Origin of the sequence: Halomonas sp. JB37 (assembly GCF_002332255.1) — a bacterium.
GTDB classification, from domain to species: domain Bacteria; phylum Pseudomonadota; class Gammaproteobacteria; order Pseudomonadales; family Halomonadaceae; genus Vreelandella; species Vreelandella casei.
The window spans coordinates 3,200,575-3,222,318 of the sequence record NZ_NRGW01000001.1 but is presented as its reverse complement, the minus strand read 5'-3'; the positions used below and the strand labels follow the sequence as shown (position 1 = coordinate 3,222,318).

The 21,744-nt window shown below is 55.4% G+C and carries 20 protein-coding genes and 2 pseudogenes; 10 read left to right on the top strand and 12 right to left on the bottom strand.

The window, feature by feature from the left end; translation table 11 throughout:
* Window positions 1-182 precede the first annotated feature (182 nt).
* A protein-coding gene (locus tag CIK78_RS14990) for an IS3 family transposase (protein ID WP_096277116.1) occupies window positions 183-1,336 on the bottom strand; the annotation gives its coding sequence in 2 pieces (ribosomal slippage) (window positions 183-1,099 and window positions 1,099-1,336; 1,155 coding nt in all).
* 36 nt (window positions 1,337-1,372) lie between these two features.
* Between CIK78_RS14990 and CIK78_RS17890 the strand changes: the two genes are divergently transcribed.
* On the top strand, window positions 1,373-1,510 hold the full coding sequence (locus CIK78_RS17890) for a hypothetical protein (RefSeq protein WP_176483411.1): 138 nt from the start codon (window positions 1,373-1,375) through the stop codon (window positions 1,508-1,510).
* A 14-nt stretch (window positions 1,511-1,524) separates the two neighbouring features.
* On the opposite strand, the gene cysW is transcribed toward CIK78_RS17890, so the two are convergent.
* The 4 genes from cysW to CIK78_RS14970 all read right to left on the bottom strand — a co-directional run bounded on the left by cysW (window position 1,525) and on the right by CIK78_RS14970 (window position 5,458).
* On the bottom strand, window positions 1,525-2,331 hold the full coding sequence (gene cysW / locus CIK78_RS14985) for a sulfate ABC transporter permease subunit CysW (protein ID WP_226938627.1): 807 nt from the start codon (window positions 2,329-2,331) through the stop codon (window positions 1,525-1,527).
* Window positions 2,332-2,424: 93 nt separating this feature from the next.
* The gene (gene cysT, locus CIK78_RS14980; RefSeq protein WP_096281592.1) at window positions 2,425-3,255 is read right to left on the bottom strand and encodes a sulfate ABC transporter permease subunit CysT; all 831 of its coding nucleotides are present in this window, start codon (window positions 3,253-3,255) and stop codon (window positions 2,425-2,427) included.
* 61 nt (window positions 3,256-3,316) lie between these two features.
* Complete coding sequence (locus CIK78_RS14975; protein ID WP_096281590.1) at window positions 3,317-4,393, bottom strand: sulfate ABC transporter substrate-binding protein; 1,077 nt, start codon at window positions 4,391-4,393, stop codon at window positions 3,317-3,319.
* Between the two features lie 132 nt (window positions 4,394-4,525).
* Window positions 4,526-5,458, bottom strand: a complete 933-nt coding sequence (locus CIK78_RS14970; RefSeq protein WP_096281588.1) for a CysB family HTH-type transcriptional regulator — start codon at window positions 5,456-5,458, stop codon at window positions 4,526-4,528.
* A gap of 186 nt (window positions 5,459-5,644) precedes the next feature.
* On the opposite strand from CIK78_RS14970, the gene CIK78_RS14965 reads away from it, so the two are divergent.
* A complete protein-coding gene (locus CIK78_RS14965; protein ID WP_096281586.1) occupies window positions 5,645-6,055 on the top strand; it encodes a DUF1090 domain-containing protein in 411 nt (136 codons plus the stop codon).
* Window positions 6,056-6,061: 6 nt separating this feature from the next.
* On the opposite strand, the gene CIK78_RS14960 is transcribed toward CIK78_RS14965, so the two are convergent.
* Window positions 6,062-6,787, bottom strand: a complete 726-nt coding sequence (locus CIK78_RS14960; protein ID WP_096281584.1) for a CDP-alcohol phosphatidyltransferase family protein — start codon at window positions 6,785-6,787, stop codon at window positions 6,062-6,064.
* 368 nt (window positions 6,788-7,155) lie between these two features.
* Here CIK78_RS14960 and CIK78_RS14955 point away from each other — a divergent pair, with 368 nt between their 5' ends.
* From CIK78_RS14955 to CIK78_RS18115, 4 genes and pseudogenes are all read left to right on the top strand, one after another.
* Window positions 7,156-8,136, top strand: a complete 981-nt coding sequence (locus CIK78_RS14955; protein WP_096281582.1) for a zinc-binding alcohol dehydrogenase — start codon at window positions 7,156-7,158, stop codon at window positions 8,134-8,136.
* 91 nt (window positions 8,137-8,227) lie between these two features.
* Complete coding sequence (locus CIK78_RS14950; RefSeq protein WP_096281580.1) at window positions 8,228-8,626, top strand: 6-carboxytetrahydropterin synthase; 399 nt, start codon at window positions 8,228-8,230, stop codon at window positions 8,624-8,626.
* Window positions 8,623-10,560 (top strand): glycosyltransferase, encoded by a 1,938-nt coding sequence (locus tag CIK78_RS14945; protein ID WP_096281578.1) that lies wholly within the window; start codon window positions 8,623-8,625, stop codon window positions 10,558-10,560. Before CIK78_RS14950 ends, CIK78_RS14945 begins: the two co-directional genes overlap by 4 nt.
* 4 nt (window positions 10,561-10,564) lie before the next feature.
* A pseudogene (locus CIK78_RS18115) lies at window positions 10,565-11,428 on the top strand (lysylphosphatidylglycerol synthase transmembrane domain-containing protein); the annotation flags it as partial.
* Between the two features lie 105 nt (window positions 11,429-11,533).
* On the opposite strand, the gene CIK78_RS14935 reads toward CIK78_RS18115, so the two are convergent.
* Window positions 11,534-12,277: a RibD family protein gene (locus tag CIK78_RS14935; protein WP_225734443.1), complete on the bottom strand. Its 744-nt coding sequence runs from the start codon at window positions 12,275-12,277 to the stop codon at window positions 11,534-11,536.
* Between the two features lie 263 nt (window positions 12,278-12,540).
* Between CIK78_RS14935 and ribA the strand changes: the two genes are divergently transcribed.
* Window positions 12,541-13,644 carry a GTP cyclohydrolase II gene (ribA, locus tag CIK78_RS14930; RefSeq protein WP_096281575.1) on the top strand — a complete coding sequence of 368 codons (1,104 nt, stop codon included), beginning with the start codon at window positions 12,541-12,543 and terminating at the stop codon, window positions 13,642-13,644.
* Between the two features lie 24 nt (window positions 13,645-13,668).
* Here the strand turns inward: ribA and CIK78_RS14925 are convergent, their stop codons facing one another.
* Together CIK78_RS14925 and CIK78_RS14920 are read right to left on the bottom strand one after the other, a co-directional pair.
* Window positions 13,669-14,448: a creatininase family protein gene (locus CIK78_RS14925; protein ID WP_096281573.1), complete on the bottom strand. Its 780-nt coding sequence runs from the start codon at window positions 14,446-14,448 to the stop codon at window positions 13,669-13,671.
* Between the two features lie 60 nt (window positions 14,449-14,508).
* Window positions 14,509-16,014: a glucan biosynthesis protein G gene (locus tag CIK78_RS14920; RefSeq protein ID WP_225734440.1), complete on the bottom strand. Its 1,506-nt coding sequence runs from the start codon at window positions 16,012-16,014 to the stop codon at window positions 14,509-14,511.
* A 274-nt stretch (window positions 16,015-16,288) separates the two neighbouring features.
* On the opposite strand from CIK78_RS14920, the gene CIK78_RS14915 reads away from it, so the two are divergent.
* Together CIK78_RS14915 and CIK78_RS14910 are read left to right on the top strand one after the other, a co-directional pair.
* Window positions 16,289-17,869, top strand: a complete 1,581-nt coding sequence (locus CIK78_RS14915) for an alkaline phosphatase (protein WP_096281569.1) — start codon at window positions 16,289-16,291, stop codon at window positions 17,867-17,869.
* A gap of 41 nt (window positions 17,870-17,910) precedes the next feature.
* Complete coding sequence (locus CIK78_RS14910; protein WP_096281567.1) at window positions 17,911-19,320, top strand: mannose-1-phosphate guanylyltransferase/mannose-6-phosphate isomerase; 1,410 nt, start codon at window positions 17,911-17,913, stop codon at window positions 19,318-19,320.
* 23 nt (window positions 19,321-19,343) lie between these two features.
* On the opposite strand, the gene CIK78_RS14905 is transcribed toward CIK78_RS14910, so the two are convergent.
* From CIK78_RS14905 to CIK78_RS14895, 3 genes are all read right to left on the bottom strand, one after another.
* Window positions 19,344-20,279 (bottom strand): lipid A biosynthesis acyltransferase, encoded by a 936-nt coding sequence (locus tag CIK78_RS14905; RefSeq protein ID WP_096281564.1) that lies wholly within the window; start codon window positions 20,277-20,279, stop codon window positions 19,344-19,346.
* A 2-nt stretch (window positions 20,280-20,281) separates the two neighbouring features.
* Complete coding sequence (locus CIK78_RS14900) at window positions 20,282-20,668, bottom strand: DUF4870 domain-containing protein (RefSeq protein ID WP_096281562.1); 387 nt, start codon at window positions 20,666-20,668, stop codon at window positions 20,282-20,284.
* Window positions 20,669-20,807: 139 nt separating this feature from the next.
* Entirely contained in the window at window positions 20,808-21,191 is a 384-nt protein-coding gene (locus tag CIK78_RS14895) for a VOC family protein (protein WP_096281560.1), read from the bottom strand.
* A 40-nt stretch (window positions 21,192-21,231) separates the two neighbouring features.
* Here CIK78_RS14895 and CIK78_RS18110 point away from each other — a divergent pair.
* Window positions 21,232-21,569: pseudogene (locus tag CIK78_RS18110) on the top strand (hypothetical protein).
* The last annotated feature ends 175 nt before the right edge of the window (window positions 21,570-21,744 follow it).

Below are 21,744 nucleotides of genomic sequence, written 5' to 3'. Positions count from 1 at the left end.
ACCTAAATTCACAATCCTATCATTGCTAGGCTAAGCGATAGCACTTCTTATTATGACTTACCCAGGCTCGTATTAAATATCGCTACGAGCTTGGGTTTTGCTTCGCTATCTATTATTCCTCTTGTTTAACCCAGTGCTCTTCGGTGATCGTTTCCTCTGAAACCTGAATCGCCCCGGATATTCTAGACACCCGTTAGGCTCTTGAAGTAACGCCTTTCATACTCAACCGGTGACAAGTTATCACTTGTGCCGTGTCGGCGCTTTGGGTTGTAAAACATTTCAATGTAATTGAACACGTCACATCTAGCCGCTTCGCGTGTTGAATAAATCTGTCGCTTGATTCGCTCTCGCTTGAGAAGTTGAAAGAAGCTTTCAGCAACGGCGTTGTCATGACAGTTACCACGTCGGCTCATGCTGCCTACCAAGTGATTCGCTTTCAGAAAGCTTTGCCAGTCTCCACTGCTAAACTGGCTTCCTTGATCCGAATGCACCATCACCGTTCCTTGTGGCTTGCGTCGCCAGACTGCTGATAACAAAGCATCCAGTACCAACTCCGTGGTCATGCGAGACTTCATCGACCAGCCAACCACTTGACGAGAAAACAGGTCGATAACTACCGCTAAGTAAAGCCAGCCTTCGTAAGTGCGGATGTACGTGATGTCCGTCACCCAAGCAATATTTGGCGCTGTTACTTCAAACTGACGGGCTAAATGGTTAGGGGATACAACAGCCGCTTTTCCACCGCCATAGCCGCCAGGGCGTCGTCGATAGCCCGTCTGAGAGCGTAAACCTTCCCTACTCATAAGACGCGCCACACGGTGCTTCCCGCAAGTTTCGCCAGCTTCACGCAAGTCCTGGTAGACCTTGCGATAGCCATATACACCGCCACTTTCAAGCCAGGAGTGCTTGATCAATCCCAGTAGGCGCTCATCTTCCCGAGCTCGATTAGAGAGCGCTTTTTTACACCATGCGTAGTAACCGCTGGGATGCACGGCCATCATCTGACACAAGCGACGTACCGCGTATTGGCTCGCATAATTTTGAATAAACGCGTACCTCAGTCGGACTCCCTGGCGAAGTACGCGGTGGCCTTTTTTAATATGTCTCGCTCTTCTGATACGCGTTTGAGTTCGGCCTTCAAACGACGGTTTTCAGCTTGGAGATCATCATCTTCTTGCCGTTGTTCTACCGGCTTATCGTAGCGCTTGATCCAGTTGTACAAGCTGTGCCCTGACACGCCTAGCCGCTCAGCGACCTCGGCCACGCGATGGCCGCGCTCTACCACCTGTTTGACGGCTTCGATTTTGAATTCTTCAGTGTAGCGGGGATGGCTCATGGTTCCTCCTAAATACCTTTAGTATAAGGCCTGGAGGTGTCTACGAAACCTGGGGCGATTCAGTTCGCCATCACGGAAAGTGAGGCTGACATTATCTACCGCCACAAAGTCGCGAAAGTGTTTGTTAACGTGATCAATTTCGATGCTCATGAAGGCTCTCTCTTATCTCTGTGAAGAGCTAAAGGGGGTCATGCGGCGGCAATGCGCTGACGGCGCTCTTCGTTCCACTCAACGGCGCTTTTAATCGCGATGGTGACCAGCGCTAGGCCTGTCAATAGCGAAGAGACGGCAAAGGCGGCGGTGAACATGTATTCGTTGTAAAGCACTTCGATATGCAGCGGCATGGTGTTGGTTTCACCACGAATGCGGCCAGACACAACGGCCACCGCGCCAAACTCGCCCATTGCGCGGGCATTACACAGAATGACGCCGTAAATCAGCCCCCATTTGATATTGGGCAGCGTGACGTACCAGAACGTTTTCCAGCCGTTGGCACCCAGCGTTAAAGAAGCCTCTTCTTCCTCTTTACCCTGCTGCTGCATAAGCGGGATAAGCTCGCGTGCAACAAACGGCAGAGTGCCAAAAGCGATCACGATGACGATGCCAGGAATGGCGAAAATAATCCGCATATCGTGAGCCGAGAGCCAAGGCCCAAGCCAACCCTGTGAGCCGAACAAAATGACGAAGATTAGGCCCACCACCACGGGAGATATCGCAAAGGGCATGTCGATGAGCGAAATTAAAATCGACTTGCCGCGAAACTCAAACTTGGCGATAGACCAAGCGGCCGCCACGCCGAACAGCGTATTGAGCGGTACAACAATGACCACGATGAGAAACGTTAAGCGAATCGCCGATAGCGCATCAGGGTCGCTTACCGCGCCGTACCAGACGCCAATACCTTGTTCAAAGGCACCGTAAAGCACGACCGTTAACGGCAGCACTAAAAAAAGACCCAGGAAGATTAAGGCGATGGTGATGAGGATGATTCGCAGCCAAGCGGGCTCTTCGGTCGCGCGTCGCCAGCGTTTAGCGATAGTGTCATGGGTCTCAATGACCGTTGATGACGTTGTCACGGCGTACTCCTGTTATCCATGGCGCCGACTGGCCCACCACTGCAGGCCGTTAATGACCAGCAGCATTAAAAATGCAGCGACAAGCATGACCGTGCCGATAGCGGCTGCGCCGTGATAGTCGTATTGTTCAGCCTTGGCGACGATCAATAGCGGGGTAATTTCGGTACGAAATGGCAGATTGCCAGAGATAAACACCACCGAGCCGTACTCGCCCAACGCCCGTGCGAAGGCCAGTGCGTAGCCGGTGAGCAGGGCGGGGAATAGCGCGGGGAAAATAACCCGACGTATGGTGGTGAGGCGGTCAGCACCCAGGCTTGCGGAGGCTTCTTCCAGCTCGGCTTCTAAGTCTTCCAACACCGGTTGTACGGTACGCACCACAAACGGTAAACCGATATAAGTAAGGGCAATCACCACGCCCAGCTGTGTGTAGGCGATGCGAATGCCAAACACATCCAAGTATTGCCCCACCCAGCCGGTGCTCGCGTAGAGCGTTACTAGGGCGATACCGGCTACCGCCGTTGGCAGGGCAAACGGTAGATCAACCAGCGCATCGACCAAACGCTTACCAGGAAACCGGTAACGCACCAATACCCAGGCAACCAATGCCCCAAACACCAAGTTGATCGTTGCGGCAATTAAGGAACCGCCAAAAGACAGTTTGTAGGAAGCGACGACCTGACGCTGAGTGACCGCACTCCAAAATGTGTCCCAGCTCATGGTGGTGGTATAGAGCAAAAAGGCGCCCACCGGGATCAGAAACACCAACCCCATATACAGCAGGGTGAACCCCATGGTGAGACCAAACCCTGGGATGACGCGACGCTTGGCAGGGGTGATCGACATAGTGGCTTCTCGTTAAAATACCGGGAGGCGATAGCCCCCTGGCAGGTTGGTTACACGCGATTTACTGGGTGTTGATCGCTTCGAGAATGTCGTCAAATACACCGCCATCATTGAAGAAGCGCTGCTGGGCTTCTTGCCAGCCGCCGAAGACCTCATCGATGGTAAAAAGATCGAGTGCTGGAAACTCATCACTATACTCAGCCAAGATTTCCTGATTGCTTGGCCGGTAGTAGTGTTTAGCTGCTAAGTGCTGGGCTTCATCGGTATAGAGATGTTCTAAATAAGCTTCTGCTACTTCGCGGGTGCCCTTACGATCAACGTTGGCATCCAGCACGGTCACGGGTGGCTCAGCAAGAATGCTCTGAGACGGCACAATGATTTCGTACTCACCCTGTCCTAGCTGCTCCACTGACAAGAACGCTTCGTTTTCCCAAGCGATAAACACATCGCCAATGCGGCGCTGGACAAAGGTGTTGGTCGCGCCGCGGGCACCTGAGTCGAGCACCGGCACGTTTTCATATACCTGGCGCACGAAATCATAGGTCTGCTGTTCATCACCATCGAACTGCTCTAAGCCGTAGCCCCACAGCGCCAGGAAGTTCCAGCGTGCTCCGCCTGATGTTTTCGGGTTGGGCGTAATGACGTCAATGCCTTCTTGGGCTAAGTCATCCCAATCCTGAATGTTTTTAGGGTTACCTTCTCTCACCAGTAGAACGATGGTGGACGTGTAAGGAGAGCTGTTATTAGGAAGGCGCGACTGCCAGTCTTGCGGAATTAAGTCAGCACGTTCATGAATTGCGTCAATATCGTAAGCGAGTGCCAGTGTCGCCACATCTGCATCAATACCGTCGATGATGGCGCGGCCTTGCGAGCCTGAGCCACCATGAGACTGGCGAGCGGTCACAGATTGGCCGTGCTCAGCTTGCCAAAATTCGTCAAACAGTTCGTTGTATTCGCGATAGAACTCACGGGTGGGGTCGTAAGAGACGTTGAGAAGCTCAACGCTTTCACTTTGAGCCTGGGCGGTGGTGCTAAAGGTAACCGCCAGCACGGCGCCGGCCAGCAGAACGGCGCCTGTGAGTTTGGAGAGTTGCCAAATACTGGAAGAAGAGCTGGTTGATGAAGAGATAGTTCGCATAGTTAGGCTGCTCCAGAGTCGGATCTTGAACGATCGTTTATTGATGTGATGGGAGCAGCCTAACGGGGTTCTATATGCTAATTAACGAATAAAAAATGGATTGCTTATGTTTTTTTGTGATTAAGAGGTGGATTAATCCTGACGGCCCGCTAGCACCTTCTGGACGGTCTCTTCGTCTAAGTTTTCACGGCAAAGCTTCAAAAACTGATAGGCATAGCCGCGTAAAAAGTGGCCGCGCCTCAGCGCAAGATAGGTGGTGTTGCGCGGAAATAAGCTGCTGGCATCCAGCAGTTTTAAGCCCTGGTCGCGCTGCTCGTGATAAGCCATCGATGCGATCAAACCAACGCTCATGCCTAGCTCAACGTAAGTTTTGATGACATCCGCATCAAGCGCGGTTAGCACAATGTCAGGGTAGACATCGGCTGTCGAAAACGCGGTATCGATTCGCTTTCGACCCGTATATCCTTCGTGGTACGTCACAATAGGATGCTCGGTAATGCGTTCAAGCGTCAGTGGTAATCCATCATTAAGCGGGTGTTCTTGAGGCACTACTACGCCGTGATACCAATGGTAGAAGGGGAAGCAGGCAAATAGCGGCCCTTCCTCGTTAAGCGCTTCCGTGGCAATGCCGATATCGACCTTGCCCGCTTTTAATAACGAGACAATTTCCTCCGGGCTGCACTGATGCAGCTCCAAGTGCACGTTGGGAAAGATTTTTTTAAAACGGGCGATAATCGGTGGCAGGGCGTAGCGGGCCTGGGTATGCGTCGTCGCAATGGCCAGGCTGCCTTGATCCTCATGGGTAAGCTGATGCGCCGAGCGTTTGAGGTTTTCGACATCCAACAAAATACGCTCAATACAATCAATTAGCGTACTGCCCGCCACGGTCAGCCCTAGAATACGCTTGCCGCGCCGTTCGAATAGCTCAACGCCCAGCTCTTGTTCTAAATCACGGATATGCTTGCTGGCCCCAGACTGTGACGTGAACAGCGCGTTGGAGGCTTCTGTCAGATTAAAGTGTTGACGCACGGTCTCGCGTACGATGCGTAACTGCTGAATGTTCATAGCGAGCGGTGTCCAATGCTTTGAAGAGATTTTGCTTTGAAGAGATTCTATATTCTTATAAAGAATATAGAATATTTCTTTTATGCAATAAATTGTATTTTGTGATAACTATATCGCATTTGCGCCGTAAGGCAGTGCTGTAAAATGACTAGCCAGGAAAATTCGTAAAACAGGCAGGAGAGAGCTATGCAAAAGCAATCATTAACCATGCTCGGGTTCATCATGATGGCAGGCGTTGTCACCATGCCGTTGGCACATGCCACGGACATGTTGTGTGAGGACAAGACAGCTGACGTTCAAGAACAGCTTGAATACGCCCGTGAGCATGGTAATCAACATCGTATTGACGGTTTGCAGCGTGCGTTAGACGCTATAGAAGCCCAATGCACCAACGAAGGCGTGCTAGACGATGCTGCAAAGGACGTGCGGGAAAGCCAGGAGGAGGTTCAAGAGCGTCAGGCTGATCTTGAAGAGGCTCTCAGTGAAGGCGATGCCGGCGATATTGAAACAAGACGTGCCAAGCTAGAAGACGCAACCCGCGAGCTAGAGGCCGATACTAACGCGTTAAATGCGCTTCAGAATCGGCTGGCCGATTAGCTCTGCTTAGGGTTTAGATCTTGCGTAGAGCCAACGTACATCGACCCCGAATGAATAAGCTAACGAAACTAACGCGCTGAGCGCTAGTAAATTAGCCATTAGCGGCGAGTTGAGCGGCGTCAGTGCTAGGAGTAGCGCCGCCACTTGCCATACGCATACTGCTTTGCGGCGAAAGCTGGCAAACAGAGGGGCGGTTAGCCACTTGAATCGCCAGCCCGCCATCACAAACAGATAGCGCATGCCGCCAATGAGCAATACCCAGGCGCCCAGCGATTCAAACTCCCACAGCCCGACGCATAGCAGCATAATCAGCAGGGCGTCTAGCTCCATGTCAAAGCGCGCGCCAAAGGTTGAGTGGCTGTACGTGTATCGCGCGATCCAACCGTCCACGCCGTCAAGCAGCAACGCTATTACCGCAATCAACAGCCACTGCCAAATAGCGTTTTTAAAAGCGCCTGCGAGCAAGCCAGCAGCCACTATGGCCACCAGCACCGCGCGTATCAGCGTGACGCGATTTGCCCATCCGAGCGCCCCGTGGGGCCAGAAAATTAGAATCAGTATAGAAATAAACGCGTAGAAACCACCGGCCACCCACCAGTTGCTGGAGCCCAGCATAAGTAACGGCAAAGCATTGCCAAGGATGATTAATATCAGACTGCCTAAAAGCAGTTCAAAAGCGGTATAAAGCGACTTGTGCGGAGTGCAGGAAGACGCGTTTGAGAAAAGCGGCATGTTGGCTCACGAAGCGGCGTCGCTGTCCGCAGTTAAAGTAAGTGATGCAACTATTTTTATATGTACCATTCTTGTAGAAGAAGGTAGGGTTGTACATAGAGCAACTTAACGTTGAAGGCAGTGATAGTATCAAGTGTTTAAAAATTGTTAATCGAATATTTTCTTTCCAAGCGCTACGCTGAATTAGGTGAGCCATTGAACACTATTCTGAAGGTGGCCACTGGCTATGTGACAACGCTAACGGGCTTATGGTGCAAGACGTTGTTAGTTCGCAGACTAGCTAGTTCGCAGCCTAGCGATAAAACGTAGCATTCAATGGAATGAGCATGGGCTCGGGTTGGTTGAGCTCGCAACGAAAAGGAATGGCTATGCTGGCGCCTGACTACGCCACTGCCTTTTGGGTGACCAACCCCCAGCAAGGCGAGATGCGGCGTGAAATACTCAAGCCCCCTGGGCAAGATGAAGTGCTTGTACGCACCTTGTACAGTGGGGTTAGCCGGGGTACCGAATCGTTGGTATTCAATGGCCGCGTACCGGCGAGCGAGTTTGCGCGCATGCAGGCTCCTTTTCAAAAAGGGGAGTTTCCTGGCCCGGTAAAATACGGCTACTGCAGCGTTGGGCGTGTCGAGCATGGCCCCGATGAACTGCTGAATAAATCCGTTTTTTGTCTGTTTCCCCATCAAGATCACTATGTGGTGCCCGCCTCGGCGGTCGTTGCCATTCCTGCAAATGTGCCTGCTCAACGCGCGGTGCTGACTGCCAATATGGAAACGGCGATTAACGGCGTGTGGGACGCAGAGCCCATGCTGGGCGAGCAGGTGTGCGTCATCGGCGCGGGCGTAGTAGGCGCTTTAGTGGCGTATTTGTGCATCCAAATTCCCGGGGTGAATGTACACCTAATCGATATTAACCCTGAGCGCGAGACCGTTGCCGCCCACCTAGGGGTGGCGTTTAGTACTCCCGACCAGGCCCCTCACAATCAAGACTGCGTTATTCACGCCAGCGGGCACCCTGACGGGCTGCGTCAGGGGCTTGACCTACTGGGTAACGCGGGCCGACTCATTGAGATGAGCTGGTTCGGCGAAGATGACGTGACATTGCCTTTGGGCGGCGCCTTTCATTCCCAGCGCTTGACGCTTCGCGCTAGCCAAGTCGGCCAACTGCCTACGAAACTGCTTTCCCGCTGGGACTATCGCCGCCGCTTAGCGTTAGCGCTAAATTTGCTGGACGACGATCGGCTGGACATTTTAGTGAGTGGTGAAAGCGACTTTCACGATTTCCCCGCGCTTGCACCGCATCTATTGGGGTCAGGAAGCACCGCGCTGTGCCACCGATTACGCTATTCGTAACTTTTTTTATAGCTGTTTTTTATAACTATTTTTTCATAGCTATTTTTCAGAACGACATTTCAGAACTAATTATTGATGACAAGGAGTCTCTATGTACCGTTTATGCGTCCGTGACCATTTTATGATTGCGCATAGCTTTAAAGGCGAGATTTTTGGCCCTGCCCAGCGTACGCATGGGGCGACCTATGTCGTGGATGTGGTTTTTCAACGCCCTGAGCTAGATGAAGATGGCCTCGTGATCGATATTGGCCTGGCGAGTGAAACGGTAAAAGAGGTGCTTGCGGGCTACAACTTTCGCAATTTGGACGAAGAAACCGAGTTCTCAGGCAAAAACACCACCACTGAGTTTATGGCCAAGGCGATTTTTGACAAGCTCGCCGGCGCGATTGGCGAGGGGGAAATGGGCCAGACGGCCCGTGGTATTACGCATATGGAAATCAAACTCCACGAGTCTCATGTGGCCTGGGCAAGCTTCGAAGGCGCGCTATGAGTCGGCATTTCACGTTAATCGTTGCTGGCGACCCTGCGCAACGCACCGGTGGCTATCTTTACGATGCGCACATCGTCGCAGCCTTGCGTGAGCAGGGCTGGGAGATCGACGTGATCGGCCTTTCTGGTGCGTTTCCTGATCCCGATAGCGAGGCAACACAGCAGCTCACCCAAGCGCTTGAGTCGTTGCCACAAGGGGCGTCGGTGGTGATTGATGGGCTGGCCATGGGGGCATTGCCAGAGGTGATCGCTCTACACGGGCAGCGCTTGGATATTACCTCTCTGCTGCATCATCCGTTAGGTGATGAGCTGGGTCTGAGCGAAGCGGATCAGCAGCGCTTTCATCGCAGTGAACTTGCGGCCCTTGCAGGCGTGGCACGCATTATCGTCACTAGTCATTTTACCGCTCGGCGTGTGCTGGAACTGGCAACGAACTACGCCATGCCGCTCAATGCCGATGTTTCGGTCGTTGAGCCGGGAGTCGCTCAAGCGCCGGTAAGTCGCGCCGACGAGCCAGGCGAGCCGCTGAGGCTGCTGTGTGTGGCGACGGTAACGCCCCGCAAAGGGCAGGACATTTTAGTTCAGGCGTTGGCAGACGTAGCGGGGGATAACTGGCAGTGCGACTGCTATGGCGGTGCGCGTGACGCAGGGTTTGCCCAGCGCGTTCAGCAGCTTATCGAGCAACATCAGCTTACCGGTCGAGTAATCTTGCACGGTGAGTGCGATGATGAAACGCTTGAAGCAGCATACCAGCGTGCCCACGCCCTCGTGTTGCCGTCTTGGTATGAAGGGTACGGCATGGTGATTACTGAGGCGCTGGCCCACGGCCTGCCGGTGATTACCACTACCGGTGGTGCGCTGCGCGATACGCTGCCGCCGGGGGCGGGTTTGAGCGTTCCGCCGGGTGATAGCGAGGCGCTGCAAGATGCCCTTAATCGATTTTGCGGTGACCCCGATTTACGTCATCAGCTTCGTCAAGGCGCTGTGCAAGCACGCCATAGCCTTAATGACTGGCAGGCGGCAGGCGCTGACTTTGCTGCTGCGTTAACCACGCCGAGGGCTCCGCTTGGCTTTAGTGCCGGCAGCCAGTTTGCAGCAGACTGGTTGACGCTGCGCGAAGAGGCTGACATTGCCTCGCGCAGCCAACCGCTGGCCATGCAGGCGTCTGAGTGGCTCAGTGCGCGTGCAGCATCACCCCGCATAGCGGATCTCGGCTGCGGCCGAGGCAGCAATATGCGCTTTCTTGCCCCGCATCTGGGCAGCTACCAGCGCTGGAAATTAATCGATCATGACGCTGGGCTGTTAGAGCAGGCCCAGCAGCGAGTGGTGGAGTTTAGCGATTGTCAGGGGTTGCCCGTAACGGTTGAAACACACTGCGTATCGCTTGAGCCGCTGAGCGATGTGCCGATCAACGACTCACACCTAGTGACCGCGTCAGCGCTGCTTGATTTGGTTTCACAGCAGTGGATTGATGAACTGGTCACTCGCTGTGCTCATCAGCATCAGGCCCTATTGATTGCCTTAAGCGTGACCGGCGAGTGGTACTTTACGGATGTCCTCGACGCCCCGGTAGTAGACGATGAAGATCACTGGATGCTGGCGATGTTTATGGCTCACCAGCAGCGCGATAAAGGACTAGGTGCCGCGCTGGGTGGCCAGGCCCATGACGCGTTAGTCGCCGCCTTAGAAAAGGCGCAGTACCGCATTGAGCAAGCTGAAACGCCTTGGCATCTAAGCGCTGGCAATCGCGAGCAGCTGCCGTTGATGTCGGCGCTGTTGGAAGGCTGGGCGCTGGCCGTAACAGAACAAGTGCCTGAATCATCGGCACGTATTGCCGCCTGGTTGCAGCATCGTCAGCAGGCGGTTGCTGGCGGTGAATTAGGTATCTGGGTGGGGCATCGTGATCTGTTCGCCATGCCCCAGGAAGAGGCGTAAACCAATGGCCCAGGCGCCGAGAGTCCGCACGCAGCTGCACGCGATGTTAGGCAGCCCATGGCTTCACCGTGGCGTTGTCAGCGTCGCCCTGCTGGGAGCAGTCGCACTGTGGGTTGACCCTAGGGCGATCGTTGATGAGGTGCAGCGTTTCTCTGTCGGCTGGGTAGTCCTGGCGTTTGTTATCAGTACGCTACAGATCATGCTCAGCGCTTGGCGTTGGCAGTTCACCGCGGGGCTAATTAACGTGCCGCTGAGATTCGGCTATGCGCTGCGCGAGTATTATCTCGCACTGTTAGTCAATCAGCTGTTGCCAGGAGGAGTGCTAGGCGATGCAGGCCGCGCTCATCGTCATGCCCGCCAAGCACAGTCCCGGGGCAAGGCCTGGCGGGCGGTGATTATTGAACGTGCGTCGGGCCAGCTAGCGTTAGTGCTATTAACGCTAACGGCGCTGCTGTTTTCGCCGCTTTGGCATGCCGCCTTGGGTATGCCCGTGATCACGGTGGTTGGCCTCAGCATAGTGATAGGGCCAGCCTTAGCGATCGCCGGCGGGCTGTTGCTGAGCCATCGCTTTAGCGCCTGGTCTGGGCGGCTGCCAGACTGGAGCCAAGCCTTAGCACGCGATATTAAGCGTGGCTTATTGCAACGCGGCGTATGGCCTCGGCAACTGCTCTCGTCGCTGATGATTGTCTTGAGCTATGGCTTAGTGATGGTCTGCGCAGCCCGTGCGATTGGCGTTGAGCTACCCGTGTTGCGGCTGCTCGCGCTCACTCCGGTATTACTCTTAGCGATGGTGATCCCTTTCTCGGTCGCGGGCTGGGGGCTACGTGAAGGTGCCGCGGCCGGTGTTTGGGCGCTGGTGGGCTTGCCGGCAGCCCAGGGCGTGGCGGTATCGCTGGCTTACGGTGTGTTAGTGCTGCTGGCCAGTTTGCCGGGTATCTGGGTTGCGCTGAGCCGTCGTGAAAAGGTGTCGCCCTCAGGGAGCAGCCTCCCTCAGCAGCATGTCGAACAAGGTGTCCTCACCGCAGCGGAAGGTTCGCGTGGGCGGACGCAGCGCTTTATCAAGCGTGTCGATGGGCGTCATTTTCAGCCCCGGCCTGCCGGAGCCAATCAGCAGCGGGGCGATGAGCAGATGCAAGCGGTCAACGGCGTGCGCTTCGATGAACTGAGAAACGGTAATGCCGCCACCTTCCACCAGCACGCGATGCAAGCCTCTCTCTGCCAGCAGTGCAATGACATCTTGAGGGTTGAACTGGCTGCTAGCGTTCAGCGGCAGCACGCAGCGCTCAACGTGAGAATGAGGCGTCGTCGCCGGCACCTCCGGCCCCACAATATGCAGCGTCGGTGCGGTATCGGTTTGCATCAGGGCAAGACTGCTGGGTACCCGCCCGCGAGGGTCCAGCACGACGCGGGCCGGGTGCTCGCCGCTAACGTGGCGCACGGTCAACTGCGGGTTGTCGGCACAGGCAGTGCCCGCACCGATCACCACGGCGTCGACCATGGCGCGCAGCCGATGCAGATGCACCAAGCTTTCGTGGCCGTTGATATAGTGCGAATGACCGCTTTCCGTTGCGATGCGGCCATCAAGGCTTTGGCCCAACTGAGCGACAACCCATTGAGATTGGCTGGCCAGCGGCGCCAGGCAGTCCAGCAGCTCGCGGGCGTCAGCGCTAACGGCCAGAGACGTTGCCCATTCGCCGCTAGGCGTGAGCTTAATCATCACCGAGCAGGCGCGACAGTAGCGCAGCGCCAGCAGCCACTCCCAGGCATCAGCCGCCTCAATACGGCTATCTTGATGGATGGTTGGCGAGGTAGCGTCCGTGTTGACGTTGGGGTCGGGCATGACGTCTCCGTAATGAAAAGTCCGCTTAATCATGCGGGCGCTGCTTGGTTAAGAGCAAGCACTTCGAGTCAGCACTTCGCAGCAAGCAGCGCCCAGCGCAAGCTATAACAACTCCCACGCCAGGAAGCCAGGAGGCCAACATGTATCAGATTGAACGCGCTATTTTCGATATTCGTCGTGGTTTTCCCGTGGTGATTAATGCCGGCAAACAGCGTTTATTAGTGCAGGCGCTGGAAGGCAGCGAGTCGATAGATGCCCTTGCGCAGCTGGCCGGTAGCCCCCCTTCACTAGTGCTTACCCGCCACCGCTTAGCGGCTATCGGTGTGGCGGTCACCGCTGAGGCGGCAAGCTTACCGCTAGCAGCGAACATTGGCGCTGGTGAACTGCATCGTTTAGCCACCTCAGAAGATCAGCCGTCAGCGGGCAGCGAGCGATTAAAGGGCTTAAAGCCAGCGGCGCTAGCGGAAGTAGGTGCGGTGACGCTCATGCGTCGCGCCCTGCTCATACCCGCAGCACTCTGCGCGTTTGTGAGTGAAAAAGCCGCCGCGGATATTGAGCAGCAGCTTGCCGAAGGGCGGCTGTTAGCCGTTAATGCCAAGGATGCTCAGCAGTGCTTGTCCGGTGTGCCGGGCATGCTTAAGCGGGTGAGCGAAGCGCATATTCCGTTGGAAGAAGCGGCCGACAGCCGCTTCGTGCTCTTTCGTGAGCCCGACGGCCTGCGCGAGCATGTGGCCGTGGTCATTGGCAAGCCGGAAGAATGGGAAGCAGCGGTGCCGCTGCGTATGCATTCGGCCTGCTTAACGGGAGATCTCTTCGCCAGCCTGCGCTGTGACTGCGGTGAACAGCTGCGCAATGCCGTAAAGGATATTCAGGCCATGGGGGGCGGTGTGCTGCTCTATTTGGCTCAAGAAGGGCGTGGCATTGGTTTAGCTAACAAGCTGCGTGCCTATACGTTGCAAGACGGTGGGCTGGATACGGTCGATGCTGATCAAGTGCTGGGTTTCGGCGATGATGAGCGCCAGTATAGCGTCGCGGTGGACATGCTCAGCGCCCTTAAAATCGACCAGGTGCAACTGCTGACCAATAATCCGCTGAAAATGGACGCCCTGCGCCAAGGCGGCATCGAAGTGGTGTCGCGCCAAGCGCTCTACGGCAGCGTTACCGATCACAATCAGCGCTACCTAAACGCTAAGGCAACCCGTGGCGGGCATCTCTTGGACGATGTGTTAAGCAGCCAGCGCTAATCGCAACCGCCGCTCGTCAGAGCGTTATTCTTGCTCTGCTAACGGTGGCAATTGAGCGGTTTCTGTTACTACCATGGCAAGTTGGCTTGCGTAGTGGCGTACTAACCGCTCGCCTAATTCAATGCTAGCGTGAGTGGCATCACCTGCTACGCCTTGAGCGCTTAAATCTTCTGCTAGCCATGCAAACGCCGCGGCGCCCTCTGCACTGACTAATGCGTTGCCCTGTGGTGCCGCGGTGGGGGCGGCTTGGTAATGATCAAGCTGCACAAGCGATGGTGCTAAGTGCCGCATCATCGCAGTCTCCAGCAGTCCGCCGTGTAATCCATAGCGTAGTTCTTCAGCATCAATGCCGTCTTCAAGAGGAGGTAGCCGTGTATAGGTCGCTTTTACCACACGCATGGCATATCGCCGCCGCAGCGTTAGCCCGGCGATGTCCATCACCGCTTTGTTACCGCCATGGCTGTTTAGCAGTACCAGGCGGCGAATGCCCGTCTGGGCTAGGCTATCGCCATAGGCTTCCAGAGTGGCAATAGCAAGCGGCGCGGGTAAGCTCAGCGTGCCGGGAAAGTTTGCATGCTCATCGCTGGCGCCCACGGAAATTGGCGGTAGGCAAATGACATTAAGCGATTCATTCAACTGCTCCAGCATGGCCGCCTGAAGGCCTAGGCCAATAGTGAGATCAGTGGCTAAAGGCAGGTGAGTGCCATGCTGCTCTATGGCACCGAGCACCAGTACCGCCACCGGGTCGCGCTGGGCGATATCGGCGAGTTGTGAAGAGGTAAGCGCTTGCCAGTGGTAAATCATAGCGTGAACGACCTATAGCGGATGATGAGCCAGATAAGGGATAGCGTTGTGTTGCTTGGGTCAGACATCCGGATACCACACGTAATTCCAGGTTTCGCTAACCGGTTCGCCATTTAAGGTCAGTCTGAGGCTAACATCGCTAGGCTGATCGCTGGCGGGGAGTCTGAAGCTAGCGCGCCAGCCCTTATTAGGTAGGGCGGTGACTTGAGGCAACAGCACCTCACCGTCTTGGATACTGATATCTAGCTCAACCGGTTGGTCGGCCGTTAGCTCATCTAGCGCGCCACCCTGGAAGTCGATAATAAACTGGCGCTGCCCTGACGAGGCTGAATCTTCCTGCTCGATAATGCCGACACGGCCATGACGGGTGCGAATGACTTGCCCAAGCATTGCGTCTTCTGGCTGAGCATTGAGGGTGTAGGTGCGGTAGTGCAGGCGGCGAGACTCACCGGCCTTCAGCGCGTCATCGGCGACCCAGAAGGCAACAATGTTGTCGTGAGTTTCATCGGCAGTGGGGATCTCAATCAGCTCAACGTGACCAGGGCCCCAGTCGTCTAAAGGCTCCACCCACTGGCTGGGACGGCGATGATACTGGGCCTCCGTATCTAAGTAGCGGTTAAAGTCGCGCTCGCGCTGCATGAGGCCAAACCCCTGTGGCGATGCGTCAATAAACACCGAGGTGTGAAGATCATCAGGGTTATTCAGCGGGCGCCAAATCCACTCATCGCTACCGGTATGCATCAGTAGCCCATCCGAGTCGTGTACCTGCGGGCGAAAATCGTCCGGGCGCTCGCGGCTCGCTTCGCCATAAGTAAACATGCTGGTGAGTGGGGCAACGCCTAGCTTGGCAATATCGTCTCGCGCAAATAGCTCGGCTTCTACTTCCACCTGCGTATCGTCACCGGGCCGGATAATAAAGCGATAGGCGCCGCTGACAGAAGGGCTATCCAACAGTGCCAATAGCTCAAGGTGATCGGCATCAGCAGTGGGCTTATAAAACCAAAATTCGCGGAATGCTGGAAACTCTTCGCCGTCGGGGGACGCCGTATCGATTGCCAGCCCCCGCGTCGAAAGCCCATACACTTGGTCGCGTCCTACGATGCGAAAATAGCTCGCGCCAAGGAAAACCGCTACTTCGTCTGCGTATTCTTCGTTATTGAGTGGATAATGCAGGCGGAATCCCGCATGGCCGCTACCCGATAAATCCTGTTCCTTCAGCGCTTCAGCATTTCCTTCGTAGTTGTAATCCTCGGGCGCAAACGGCAGAGAGGTTACGCTGTCGTTTTCAATAACATTGAGCGCAATGGGGGTTTGGAAAAGGAAGCCGCTGTGAAATAGCTGTAAGTTAAACGGGCTTTCTTCTTTCCAATAAGCATTTTCTGGATCAAAGCGAATTTGCCGATAGGTATCGTAACTAATATCACGCAGCGCATCAGGCAGCGTTTCTTCAGGGGCTTGATACGTATTCTCAGCAAGCTGTTGCGCACGTTCAATCACCGCGCTGAAGTGCTGGTCATCGTCGGCAAACGCAGTCGATGCGATCGTGCAGCCGAGTAACACTGTCAATTTGCCAGCCCGCACTCTCCTAGCTCTGTCTTTGCGAGCCCTGTCTTTGCGAGCCCTGTCTTTGCCAACCCGGTCTTTACCAACTTTGTTTTTATCAACCTTGCCTCTATTAACGCTGCTAACACACATGGGCGAAATCCTTTCGACATACATTATTATGGTGTTTTTCAGCAGCCCTATGCCTTGCGCCTGTCTATTGCCTTTCAATAAGGTAGGACACTGATAGCTCTTATCTTAGGTATCTTAAGCTAAAGCAGACACACACGAGAATGCGATGACCCGATTATTATCAACGGTACTGCTGCTCAATCTACTGCTCATCGCGCCGCTGTGGTGGCGTTTTAGTGATATCAGCTCACATCTGATTGCCTGGGAAGCGTTGGTCATCGCGCCTTTAATGCTGCTGCTTCCTCGTGGCAGGGCTCGCCTCATCGTGGCAGTGGGGCTGGTGAGCTGGGTGGTATTGGCAACGGCAAGCAACCTGGGAACTGCCGCGACGCATATGGCCTTTGCCAGGCCACTCAACCTCTATCTCGATTTGCCTTTAATGAGCGCGGTTTATAACTTGCTGGAAGGTAATCTCGGGCAGTTTTTGGCCGTGTGCGCAATGCTGGCCGGCGCCGGCTTGCTGCTGGGTATTGCTGCGGGCTTGGCATGGCTGCTACTGCCACCAGCGTCTTACGTTACTAAGCGCATACCCAGAGTGGTTGCATTAGCGCTGCTGGTGATGGCGACCAGCGGTGCCGCGCTTGAGCTTAACGGTATGCGATTAGTGGATAGCGCCCGCCTGCCTTTGGTCAACATCACGCGTTTTCAATGGCAGCAAGTAACTGATACCCATGCTGCTCGCCGTGAATTTATCGCGCAGTTGGAAGACGCGCCTATGCAGGCCCAGGCCCTGCCAGGGCTTGAGGGACATAATGTGCTGCTGACTTTCATTGAGTCTTACGGCATCTCGGCGCTGAATGACCCGCGCTATGCTGACGTGTTGCTGCCCACCCTTGCCGAGATGCAGCAGCGCTTAGAAAAGCGAGATATTCACGTCGTGTCGGGTATGTTAGAAGCCCCGATTCGCGGAGGGCAGTCGTGGCTGGCGCACGCGACCACGCTCAGCGGCCGGTGGATCGACAACCAGTTGTGGTATCGGCTGATGTTAGACAGCGGCCATTCCACGTTGATTGATGATTTTCGTGCCACCGGGCAGCGCACGCTAGCCGTCATGCCCGCTATTACCATGGCGTGGCCGGAAGGCAAGATTTACGGTTTCGATGAAATAGCCGCCGCCAACGATATCGACTACGCCGGCCCTGCCCTTAACTGGGTGACTATGCCCGACCAGTTCACTCTCGATTACACCCAAAAATACCTGCTAGGCGACTCGCCGTTGTTTGCCCAGCAGGCGTTGATTTCTAGCCATGCGCCCTGGACACCGATACTGCCGGTCATTGAAGACTGGTCGTTAATCGAGGATGGCCGCATTTTTGCACCGTGGGAAAACGCCGGCGACCCGCCAGAAGTGCTGTGGCAAGACATCGAACGTATTCGCGATCACTATGCTTGGTCGGTGGACTACGCTGTAAAAGTCACCGGGCGCTGGGCGGAGCGGGTGGTGGACGACAAAACGCTGATGATCGTTCTTGGTGATCATCAGGCTGCGCCGTTAATTACCGGTGATAATGCTAGCGCGGCGGTGCCGGTGCATATCATCAGTGCAGACCCCGCGCTTCTGGCGCCGTTTATCGCCCGCGGATTTGTACCCGGCACGCTGCCTGCGCTCGAACAGGCTGAAAATGCGCCTAGAATGAGCGAGCTGCGTCACTGGTTACAGGCCGATTTCGGTGAGCCTATTCGCTAAAACGCGTGCTCTGATGCAAGGATGACCACAAGGATGGAACCATGATTCAGCCGGTAATTTTAAGCGGTGGTAGCGGCACTCGGCTTTGGCCGCTATCAAGAGAGCAAATGCCTAAACAATTTTTGCGCTTAACGTCGCCGCAGAGTTTGTTGCAGCAAACGCTGAGGCGCTTAGTCGGGCTGACCGATAAAGCCCCGATGCTGATGGGGCATCAGAGCCACCGGTTCTTAATGGCCGAACAGCTGCGCGAAATGAATCAAGCGGCCACGCTGGTGCTTGAGCCCGAAGGGCGTAATACCGCACCCGCGATTGCCTGTGCGGCATTGCTGGCGCGGCAAGCCGGCGATGATCCGCTACTCCTGGTGCTGCCGGCGGATCATGAAATAGGCGATGTTGGCGCATTTCAGCACAGCGTTGCGCTTGCCACGCCGCTCGCCGAAGCAGGCTACCTGGTGACGTTTGGCGTCGTGCCGACCCAGCCTGAAACTGGCTATGGCTACATTGCCTGCGGTGCGCCTTTAGACGGGGGGCATCATCTTGCCGCATTTATCGAAAAGCCTGACGCCGAGCGCGCCGCTAAGCTGGTAGCAAGCGGCGACTACCTGTGGAACAGCGGCATGTTTTTGCTGCGTGCTTCAAGCTATTTAGAGCAGTTAGAGCGCCTGCAGCCGACGATGCTTGCGGCCTGCGTGGAGGCGGTTAGCTCGGCCCATCGCGACTTAGATTTTCTGCGCCTGGGCGAAGAGGCATTTTGCCGCTGCCCGGCGGACTCTATCGACTATGCGGTCATGGAACACTGCGAGCGCGCCGCGGTGGTGCCGCTGAGGGCGCAGTGGAGCGACATCGGTAGTTTTGATGCGCTGTGGGCAACGGTAGTGCCCGATGAAGCTGGTAACGCTGCCAAAGGCGATACCTGGCTAACCGATACCCAGGACTCGCTGGTAATTGCCGAACACCGCTTGGTGGCAACGCTGGGTGTGCAAAATCTGATTGTCGTGGAAACATCTGACAGCGTATTAATCGCTCACCGTGAGCAGGCGCAGCAGGTCAAACAGCTGGTGGCGGCACTCTCTCTGGCGGGGCGTCGCGAGCCTGAATGCGCGCCTCAGGTTCAGCGTCCTTGGGGAAGCTTTCAAGCGATGGATAGCGGCGAGCGTTATCAGGTGAAGCACATTACCGTGAAACCCGGTGGGCGGCTGTCGTTGCAGCGCCACCATCACCGCGCTGAACACTGGGTAGTGGTGAGCGGCACGGCACGGGTGACGATTGAAGAGCGGAGTTTCTTAGTCTGTGAAAATCAGTCGACCTATATTCCCATCGGGGCGCTTCACCGGCTGGAAAACACTGGCAAGATTCCTCTTGAATTGATCGAAGTGCAGTCGGGAAGCTACCTGGGCGAGGACGATATAGAGCGCTTAGACGATGTGTATGCCCGTGACAATAACGAGTAATCTGCCGTAAGAATGAGGCGTTATCAATACGGTCGAAAGTCGCGAAAGTTGGGCAATTGCTGCTGTTCTTGCACCACTTTACGGTAGCGTTTGTACTCCCACTGATACTGCGCGGGGTCCAGGGCAATGGCGCTTTCTACGCAAGCGTTGACCCCCGTGGCAGACTCCACGTCATCGGCGCTATAAACGCGCTCGTCGGCATCTAGAAAGTGGATCTCAAAGCCTTTGCCAGGAACGCGCAGCGCCACGCCGGTGACGACTCTTGCTTGGGTACGCGCCACTAGTTTCGGCAGCAGCGTGGCGGTGTAGGCATCGCGACCAAAAAAAGGCGCGAACACACCGCTGCCCCAGTCGGGTTCTTGGTCGGGCAATATGCCAATAGCTTCGCTACGCTTAAGCGCTTTGAGCAGTGCCGCGACGCCGCGAGGATTCGTCGGCACCAGGCTTGCTCCCATACGCTCTCGGCCATGGCGAATTATGGGGTCTAAGGCGGTAATTTTGGGTGGTTCGTACATGGCGGTAAAGGGGAAGTGGCCCGACAGCCAGAAGTTGAGCACTTCCCAGTTACCAAAGTGCGGGGCTAGCACGATCACTCCGCGGCCTTGCGCCCGGGCACTATCGAGCTTGTCGCGCCCATAGACCGCCAAAATCCCCGCTTCTACGTTATCCGGCTCCGCCATCCAGGCATGCCCAAGCTCTAACATGGTCGCCGTTGAGTGGCGCAGGCTATGCCGGGCAAGCGTCTTGCGTTCGGCAGCTGAAAAATGGGGGTAAACAACGCCCAAGTTGCGCTCTGTGATAAAGCGTTCACGCTTGCTAAAGCGGTAAACCTGAGGCCCTAGCGCTGAGGAAACCCGCCACAGGCGCGAGAGCGACCAGCCTGACAAATGACGCCAAAGCCCGCTGATCGCACTGGCTTTTGAGAAACGCCCATCGGATTCAGACCTGTGCTGAGTCATTATTAGAGCAGCCAAGTATCTACGTTGGTGGGTGCACGCTTCTCTTGCAGCCCTTTAAAGCCCTTAACGCAGCGGATAATCAGCCATACGCCGAGCGCCAGCAGTAATGGAAAGCCGATCAGTATGAAGGTCAAGAGCGAAAACACGATGCCGTACACCAGCCCTATCCAGAAGGTACGAATCTGGTAGCGATAGTGCTCTTCTAGCCAAGCAGGGCCTTTGCCTTTATACACATAGGCGATGACCACCCCGATAACTGACGTAAAACCGAGAAAAAAACTGGCCAGATAAAGCGCATAAATAACCATCGCCAGCGTGGTGTCGGGCTGGTGGCGCTGTTCTTCGCTGATTATTTCGCCTTCAAGCGGCGCATAGGCATTATCACGCATAGCGTTTCCTTTCGATCAATCTGTATAAGTGCATAGAGCTTGCTGCTCATTAGCTGCGAATTATCCAGCTCAGCGGGTGCTGTTCAAGGGCCGTATGATACCTTGCGATCCCCGGTTTAGCATTAACGCGGGCCAAAGCTTAGCGCGAAGAAGCTCGGCAAATCTCCAGCAGGTTGCCGTCCGGGTCGCGCAGATAAATTGACTCAATCGGCCCGTTGGCGCCCTGGCGAGCCACAGGCCCAAGCTCCACGTCAATCGCCAAGGCATCCAGGTGCTGCTTAAATTCGTCCAGCGGCAGCTGGCAGCGCAGGCATAAATCCAGGCTGCCGGGAGTAGGCGTTGCGGAGACGGGGGCGATATCGGTGTCTGTTTGATGCAGACGTAGTGCGGTATCCCCAAGCATTAGATCGACCCGCTGGGCATCGCGATAGCGTACGTCTAAGCCTAGCACGCGGGAGTAAAAATCCACCGCGCGCCCCATGTCCGTGACGGTAACAACAAGATGATCCAGACCTGTTAGCATGCCTCTTTCCTTAAACCATAGCGATAAGCCAGAGAATACGATGATGCGCCGCTGCCCGCTATGCGCGGAAACTTACACTGCGCTTTACCACAGGGACCGGCGCCGTGACTATTACCAGTGTGCCACGTGCGCGCTGGTATGTGTTCCCCCCGGAGCAGCATTTGAGCGCCGCCGCTGCCAAAGCCGAATACGATAAACATCAAAACTCGCCGCATGATACGGGATGCCGACGCTTTTTAGGGCGTTTATTTACCCCACTGGCACTATATTAACGACCCCACGCACGTTAGCTTTTTTAGTGAAGCGACCTTTCGCTGGTGGGCACAAGAGAATAATTTGGTAGTGGAATTTGCTGGCCCCGACACGGTTATTGTTTAGAAACCGCCAGCGCGAGTGAGCGAAGCATTCGAAAAGCATTGACTTTGCACCATTGAGGGCAATAATTGCGCGCCGATACCCCAGCCTGACTAGGTGTGCCAGGTGAGATGACGGTGGTTTTGAGCACATTTGGCAACATGTTTCATGCGTGTTTTTCACTCCTGTAGGCAAGGTG